The organism is Streptococcus sp. ALY_208 (assembly GCF_058314295.1).
In genome coordinates this window covers 23,972-30,241 of sequence record NZ_JBZFUI010000009.1, presented here as the reverse complement: position 1 = coordinate 30,241, position 6,270 = coordinate 23,972, and the positions used below count along the sequence as shown (strand labels likewise).

At 37.9% G+C, this 6,270-nt stretch carries 4 protein-coding genes, 9 tRNA genes and 1 pseudogene; 13 read left to right on the top strand and 1 reads right to left on the bottom strand.

Annotation, left to right across the window (positions count from 1 at the left end):
* Positions 1-45 precede the first annotated feature (45 nt).
* From AC4HAI_RS08620 to AC4HAI_RS08580, 9 genes are all read left to right on the top strand, one after another.
* Positions 46-117, top strand: a tRNA-Glu gene (locus AC4HAI_RS08620).
* A 4-nt stretch (positions 118-121) separates the two neighbouring features.
* Positions 122-211, top strand: a tRNA-Ser gene (locus AC4HAI_RS08615).
* Between the two features lie 9 nt (positions 212-220).
* Positions 221-294 (top strand) — tRNA-Met (locus AC4HAI_RS08610).
* A 12-nt stretch (positions 295-306) separates the two neighbouring features.
* A tRNA-Phe gene (locus tag AC4HAI_RS08605) sits at positions 307-379 on the top strand.
* A 17-nt stretch (positions 380-396) separates the two neighbouring features.
* Positions 397-477 (top strand) — tRNA-Tyr (locus AC4HAI_RS08600).
* A 6-nt stretch (positions 478-483) separates the two neighbouring features.
* Positions 484-554, top strand: a tRNA-Trp gene (locus AC4HAI_RS08595).
* Between the two features lie 6 nt (positions 555-560).
* Positions 561-633: transfer RNA gene (locus tag AC4HAI_RS08590), tRNA-His, on the top strand.
* A gap of 5 nt (positions 634-638) precedes the next feature.
* A tRNA-Gln gene (locus AC4HAI_RS08585) sits at positions 639-710 on the top strand.
* Positions 711-725: 15 nt separating this feature from the next.
* Positions 726-809 (top strand) — tRNA-Leu (locus AC4HAI_RS08580).
* Between the two features lie 98 nt (positions 810-907).
* Here AC4HAI_RS08580 and AC4HAI_RS08575 read toward each other — a convergent pair.
* Positions 908-2,166 (bottom strand): annotated as a pseudogene (locus tag AC4HAI_RS08575) (ISL3 family transposase).
* A gap of 1,257 nt (positions 2,167-3,423) precedes the next feature.
* On the opposite strand from AC4HAI_RS08575, the gene AC4HAI_RS08570 reads away from it, so the two are divergent.
* The 4 genes from AC4HAI_RS08570 to ruvB all read left to right on the top strand — a co-directional run bounded on the left by AC4HAI_RS08570 (position 3,424) and on the right by ruvB (position 6,243).
* Positions 3,424-4,077: a sigma-70 family RNA polymerase sigma factor gene (locus AC4HAI_RS08570; RefSeq protein ID WP_491079621.1), complete on the top strand. Its 654-nt coding sequence runs from the start codon at positions 3,424-3,426 to the stop codon at positions 4,075-4,077.
* A gap of 189 nt (positions 4,078-4,266) precedes the next feature.
* Complete coding sequence (gene rplM, locus AC4HAI_RS08565) at positions 4,267-4,713, top strand: 50S ribosomal protein L13 (protein ID WP_491079620.1); 447 nt, start codon at positions 4,267-4,269, stop codon at positions 4,711-4,713.
* A gap of 19 nt (positions 4,714-4,732) precedes the next feature.
* Entirely contained in the window at positions 4,733-5,125 is a 393-nt protein-coding gene (gene rpsI / locus AC4HAI_RS08560; RefSeq protein ID WP_491111222.1) for a 30S ribosomal protein S9, read from the top strand.
* A 119-nt stretch (positions 5,126-5,244) separates the two neighbouring features.
* Positions 5,245-6,243: a Holliday junction branch migration DNA helicase RuvB gene (gene ruvB / locus AC4HAI_RS08555; RefSeq protein ID WP_491111220.1), complete on the top strand. Its 999-nt coding sequence runs from the start codon at positions 5,245-5,247 to the stop codon at positions 6,241-6,243.
* The last annotated feature ends 27 nt before the right edge of the window (positions 6,244-6,270 follow it).

Below are 6,270 nucleotides of genomic sequence, written 5' to 3'. Positions count from 1 at the left end.
ATAAGCGTGAGGTCGGTGGTTCGAGTCCACTTGTGCCCATATAATGGTCCGTTGGTCAAGGGGTTAAGACACCGCCTTTTCACGGCGGTAACACGGGTTCGAATCCCGTACGGACTATTTTGGAGGATTACCCAAGTCTGGCTGAAGGGAACGGTCTTGAAAACCGTCAGGCGTGTAACAGCGTGCGTGGGTTCGAATCCCACATCCTCCTTTTACTTATCGCGGGATGGAGCAGTTAGGTAGCTCGTCGGGCTCATAACCCGAAGGTCGTAGGTTCAAATCCTGCTCCCGCAATTATTATAGGTTGGCTCGGTAGCTCAGTTGGTAGAGCAATGGATTGAAGCTCCATGTGTCGGCGGTTCGATTCCGTCTCGCGCCATTATTTAATATTATTAAGGAAGGGTAGCGAAGAGGCTAAACGCGGCGGACTGTAAATCCGCTCCTTCGGGTTCGGGGGTTCGAATCCCTCCCCTTCCATTGTTTACGGGCATAGTTTAAAGGTAGAACTAAGGTCTCCAAAACCTTCAGTGTGGGTTCAATTCCTACTGCCCGTGTACATGGCGAATGTGGTGAAGTGGTTAACACACCAGATTGTGGCTCTGGCATTCGTGGGTTCGATTCCCATCATTCGCCTATTTTGGGGTATAGCCAAGCGGTAAGGCAAGGGACTTTGACTCCCTCATGCGTTGGTTCGAATCCAGCTACCCCAGTTTAGTTTATACCATGCCGGCGTGGCGGAATTGGCAGACGCGCTGGACTCAAAATCCAGTGTCCTCACGGACGTGCCGGTTCGACCCCGGCCGCCGGTATAGCTTAAAGTTTTTAATTAGTTATTTTATTTAGGGAGAGCAATTATGCTCCCCCGTTTTTTATGGGCTCCTTGTCAATTGTAGTGGGTGACTTATAACTAAGCACGAGAGAAGACGAATGTCGTCTTCTCTTTTGCTATGTTCAAAGCTAGAAAAATTCGTTTCTTGAAATTGTCAAAGTTCCGATAGCCGAAGGCATTGCGTTTGATGTCTTTGAAAAGTTTGTCAGTTGCTTCTAATTTAGCGTTAGAATAAGGAAGTTCAATGGCATTGGTGATATCGTCTTTATAGCGAATAACGTGTTCAAAGCTGTTTTAAACGTCTGATTAAGGTATGGTAGAGCATTATGAATGAGGCTAAAGAATTGTTTGGTGTTTTTCTCCTGCAGGTGAAAGAGGAGCCGTTGGTAGAGGTCATAATAGGCTTTTAGTTCAGGTACTAGTTTCAACAGTTTATTCAGACACTCTGTAGGAGTTAAAGTCTCTCTGAAAGTCCGTGAGTAAAAAGGTTTAAGAGAGAGTTTTCGACTATCTTTTTGAATGAGTTTCCAGTGGTATTTAAGAGCCCTATATTCCAGAGATTTCTTGTCAAATGGCTTCATGATTTTGATTCTTGTCTGATTAAGGGCACGGCTCATGTGCTGGACAATATGGAAGCGATCGAGGACAGTCTTGGCATTAGGGAATAATGTCTTAATGAGAGTGATATAACTTCCAGACATATCGACAGTAACCCCTTTAACATTATTTCTAGCTTTTTTAGAGTAGTTAAAGAAATGATTGCGGATGGTGGTTTGACGTCTGTTATCGAGGATAGTAATGATTTTCTTGGTCTTGAAATCTTGGGCAATGAAGGCAAGATTTCCTTTTGAGACGAAAATTCATCCCAGGAGAGGATTTCAGGCAAGGAAGAATAATCTTCTTGAAACTGAAATTGCTGGAGCTTGCGATAGACGGTAGAGGTAGATATAGTAGCCAGCTTAGCAGCGATATGGGTTAAGGCCTCCCTGTTGAGCAATAGCTGAGCGATTTTTTGTCTCACTATCTCAGAGATTTGGTAATTTTTTCTGAACGAGGGTCGTTTCAGATACGCTTACCTTCCGACAGACTTTGCATTGAAATCGTCTTTTTTTCAAGCGAATGAGGCTAGGGAATCCTCCGATTTCGATAAAGGAGATTTTAGAAGGTTTCTAGAAGTCATATTTGATTTGTTTTCCCTTGCAGTGTTTACATTTAGGGGGACGATAGTCAAGTGTGGCGATGACTTCGATATGGGTATCGTGTTGAACGGCTTGTGTCAAGGTAGTATTATTGTCTTTAATCCCGATGAGTTGTGTGGTATGATTGAGGTGTTCCATAAGAGTCTTTCTAATGAGTTGTTTGAACGCTTTTCATTATAGTTCTTGTGGGATTTTTTTGATACTCAAAAAGCTCTATAACTTCCTAAGTGGAGTTACCCACTACAGAAATTATAGAGCCTTTTATGTTCAAAGCGGTCTAACTGGCGATAGAGGGTTGATACAGAAATAGATAGTTTTTGCCATTGACTCATGAGTTTCTCGGTGATTTTGTGGTTAATGATGTTTGAAATCTTATGATTTACTCTGACCAAGATTCTCTTAGCGATCTGTATTTTTTACAAGTTCTATATTTGAAGCGACATTTTTTTAGGTGGATAAGGATAAAATAAAGTGATTTGATTGTTGAAGTTATCAAAATTTTGGTGATCGCTATCTCGCTTGTTATCTTTGAATAGCTTATTTACGAAATTTAGTTATATATAAGTAAGCATTGTAGAGTGAGATATGATCACTTTTCGTATTAGTGTAAGGAATTCAATCAAATGTGATTTTAGAAACTGTTGAAAGTGGTACTCACATATTATTCTGGGACTGTTCAATAGTGATATTTAGAGTTTAGTTTAATGCCTTTTAGATATTTTCTATGTAAATAAGCGTGGTTTGGATTGTGAAGCATGTGCGTAATTTAAGTGTAATGTAAGAATTTTTATACTGTCTTGTAAATAAGGGCTTTTAGCGTTATAATTTTAAGGGTTCATTTGAATAATACTGTTTGGTTGCTTACAGGCTATTCAAATGAACTTTTTTGTGAGCTAATTTTATTGATTAGTGCTATAAGTTGATTTTATCTTTTTTGATGTTTAATATGCTGGGGATTTTTTGTGTGCATTGGTTAATTCTTTTGAAGTCAAATATTTCTTACTATTATTTTTGAGAAAGTAGTATTCTTTTATGGTTAGTTAGCCCCTTTCATTAGTTTTTGTGATCTCCTTTGCTTTCTATATGAAGCGATTTTGGGTTCGAACATTATTTGTTTTTCTGCCAAATGTTGAATGAAATTTATTTTATTAATGAGATAGTTTTCTAGCAGCGATAAAGATTAAAAAAATCTTTAATTTAGCAAAAATTTATGAAAAATTGACAGCTACATGTCTTTTTTATGTTATTTTTAATGTTTTGCTATTTTTTTAAAATAAATTCGAATAAATAAGTGTAATGTATTTTTTGATTTTTTGTGGTGTTATTCATGTTACTGCAGACTTATCAAAAAATATAGGATAATAAAGAACATTATTAAAGAAATGAGGAAACTTTATGAAATCTAAGAAACTTAAGAAAATATTTGATCACTACTCTGACTATAATGCTCTATTTTGTGATGACGATGCTTTCGATGAATTTGATATTGCTTATTCCGAAGATGAGCGGAGGATGTTTGTTAGTCTAGAGGATGGTAAGCTCATTCTAACTGAAGGGGTTTTATTTATGGATGAACAAGATTTTATTGATGCATATAATGCTGTTAAAGGTATTGTTGGTAAGTTGTCGCGAGACTATTATCTAAAGTTATGGTCAAAAGATGACTGGCAGCAGGAAGCTCAGATTGTACTTTTTAAATTGTTACAGAAAAATCCTAGTTTAATCGAGGATTATGACAAATTAAGAGGTTTTTTCAAAATTAGGTTTGGAAGCTATGTTAAGGATAATCTGAGGAAACAGGCGGCGCAGAAAAGGCTATTTGATAAAATGATTTATGAGGAGATCTTTGAATTGGGACATCAAATTTCTGATAACAAGATGGATACTGCTGATTACTTGGCATTAAAAGACAAGTTAAAAGAGTTGAAGCTTAAATTGGATAAAGAAGATTTCAATAAATTAATGCTATTAATGACAGGTGTTTCTTTTAAAGGTAAAAATTCATTTATTAGAGATATCAAAATTGAATTTGATGACTTCGAAGATTAGATCTATTTTTAGAATAAATTTTATAAATATGGAGAAAGTAAAGGGAATTGACTTGACTTGGTAGGATTAAATTTGGTATGATAATCATCGGTATTGTTTACCCCATTTCAGAAGCCCCGGAAAGCTTTGGAATATTGTGTGGACCGGAACATCCACTTTGTAAACAAAAACGTTAATATAGGAGAAATCATGAATAAAACAACATACATGGCTAAGCCAGGTGAAGTTGAGCGTAAGTGGTACGTTGTAGATGCTACTGATGTGCCACTCGGGCGTCTTTCTGCAGTAGTTGCAAGTGTTCTTCGTGGTAAGAACAAACCAACATTTACCCCTCATACTGATACAGGTGACTTTGTTATTGTCATCAATGCTGAGAAAGTTAAATTGACTGGTAAAAAAGCAACTGATAAAATTTACTATACTCACTCAATGTATCCAGGTGGATTGAAGCAAATCTCTGCTGGTGAATTGCGTTCGAAGAATGCGGTTCGTTTGATTGAAAAATCGGTTAAGGGTATGCTTCCACACAATACTCTTGGACGTGCACAAGGAATGAAATTGAAAGTCTTCGTTGGTGATGAGCATACACATGCTGCGCAAAAACCTGAAGTACTTGACATCTCAGGTCTTATCTAAGAGGAAAGGGGTATAACTTATGGCACAAGCTCAATACACAGGTACTGGACGTCGTAAAAATGCGGTTGCTCGCGTTCGCTTGACTCCAGGTACAGGTAAAATCACAGTTAACAAAAAAGATGTAGAAGAATACATTCCACATGCAGATTTACGTTTAGTCATTAACCAACCATTTGCAGTTACTTCAACTGCAGGTTCCTATGATGTTCATGTAAATGTTGTAGGTGGTGGTTATGCGGGTCAATCAGGTGCAATCCGTCACGGTATTGCACGTGCATTACTTCAAGTGGATCCAGATTTTCGCGATTCATTGAAGCGTGCAGGTCTTCTTACACGTGATGCTCGTATGGTTGAACGTAAGAAACCAGGTCTTAAGAAAGCACGTAAAGCTAGTCAGTTCTCAAAACGTTAAGAACGGCTTTATATCAATATTTCAAAACACCCAAGGGTTTGTCCTATGGGTGTTTTTATTTTGATTGGAGCGTGGGATCCTTCTAATTTGCTTAAAGACTTTTATGTTATAATGATGTTATGAGTAGAATTTTAGATGATGAAATGTTAGAAAATGAGGATCAGGTTGAACGTAGTCTGCGTCCGCATAATTTTAAAGAATATATCGGTCAGGATAAGGTCAAAGAGCAATTGTCTATTTTTATTGAAGCGGCTCGCTTGAGGGATGAAGTTTTAGATCATACCCTTTTATATGGTCCTCCTGGGTTGGGAAAGACAACTATGGCTTTTGTTATTGCTAACGAATTGGGTGTTAATTTGAAGCAGACATCGGGACCGGCTATTGAAAAAGCTGGAGATTTAGTTGCTATTTTAAATGAACTTGAGCCTGGTGATGTTCTATTTATTGATGAGATTCATCGGATGCCGATGGCGATTGAAGAAGTCTTGTATAGTGCTATGGAAGATTTTTATATCGATATTATGATTGGATCGGGGGAAGCTAGTAGGAGTGTCCATCTAGATCTTCCGCCATTCACCTTGATTGGAGCAACTACGCGTGCGGGTATGTTGTCTAATCCTTTGCGTGCTCGTTTTGGTATCAATGGGCATATGGAATATTATGAAGATAAGGACCTAACTGAAATTATTGAGCGTACGGCAGATATCTTTGAGGCTGATATCACTCATGAAGCAGCTGTCGAATTAGCTAAGAGAAGCCGGGGAACTCCTCGAATAGCTAATCGTCTATTAAAGAGGGTTCGGGATTATGCTCAAATAATTGGTGATGGTATTATTGATAATCATATTGCTGATGAAGCTTTGACAATGTTAGATGTTGATAGCGAAGGGTTGGATTATATCGATCAGAAAATTTTACGCACGATGATTGAGATGTATAATGGCGGTCCAGTTGGCATTGGTACTTTGTCGATAAACATTGCTGAAGAAAGAGATACTGTGGAAGACATGTATGAGCCTTATTTGATTCAAAAAGGCTTCATCATGCGTACTCGTTCTGGGCGTGTGGCAACAGAGAAAGCTTACAAGCACTTGGGTATTTCGTTAAAAAATAAGTAGAGCTCTCAAGTTTTTGTAATCTCTATG

Coding starts and splice junctions, on each gene's coding strand:
- AC4HAI_RS08570 (WP_491079621.1), top strand. CDS start 3,424: ATGAAATCTAAGAAACTTAAGAAAATATTTGATCACTACTCTGACTAT.
- rplM (WP_491079620.1), top strand. CDS start 4,267: ATGAATAAAACAACATACATGGCTAAGCCAGGTGAAGTTGAGCGTAAG.
- rpsI (WP_491111222.1), top strand. CDS start 4,733: ATGGCACAAGCTCAATACACAGGTACTGGACGTCGTAAAAATGCGGTT.
- ruvB (WP_491111220.1), top strand. CDS start 5,245: ATGAGTAGAATTTTAGATGATGAAATGTTAGAAAATGAGGATCAGGTT.